This is a genomic window from Psychrobacter sp. 1U2, from assembly GCF_051847575.1.
Genome location: NZ_JBPYDC010001251.1, coordinates 1 through 654, shown reverse-complemented (window position 1 = coordinate 654; position 654 = coordinate 1). Strand labels below are relative to the sequence as shown.

General features: G+C 44.8%; 2 pseudogenes. Both read right to left on the bottom strand.

Going from position 1 to position 654, the window contains the following annotated elements:
- Positions 1-245: pseudogene (locus ACS8FD_RS21485) on the bottom strand (PIG-L deacetylase family protein); the annotation flags it as partial.
- Positions 233-654, bottom strand: a pseudogene (locus tag ACS8FD_RS21480) (acyl-CoA dehydrogenase); the annotation flags it as partial. The pseudogenes ACS8FD_RS21480 and ACS8FD_RS21485, both read right to left, overlap by 13 nt.

Genomic DNA, 654 nt, shown 5'->3' with positions numbered 1-654 from the left:
CCATTAACCGCTACTTGCTGTAGCAAACCACTAGAGCCTAATATTTCATCATCAGGATGTGGGGCAAAAATGCACAGCCGTTGGTTTGGCGAAAAACGCTTGGCAATATCTAACCGAGGTAGGTTTTGTAGTCCTTGCCAGTTTTTCCAACTCTCTATACTGGTGCCATCGCCTGCTATCATACGATCGCCAACGATTGGATGATGACTCTCAGACGTAGCCATATTAGAAATTACAGTTGCCATATATTTACCTGCCCGTCTGTTAAATCACTGGTTGCAATGCTAGATAGCTCGCCAATTTTTTGTAAATCAAACGCGCCATGACTTTGACGGATAAACACGCTTAGATCTGCTGATAATCTTGCAAAATGCGCGTTACCACAAAATGGTGCCGCGCCCAATGCTTGTCCAGCACTCTCTATTACTTGCCGAGCGACTTGCTCGACATGCGCCCTTAATTCGCGAATAGCCAACTCATGGGACAGCGTGGGCTGGGTATCTATAAGTTGAGCGACATGATGAAAATACTGTTGAGTCACACTCAATGCTGTACTGACTTGCCCAGAATACATGGCTTTATAGTCGTTTGGTTTTTTTTGATAAGACTGCATTAAATAAGTGGCTATACATGAGGCTGCGCCATACCAGCAAG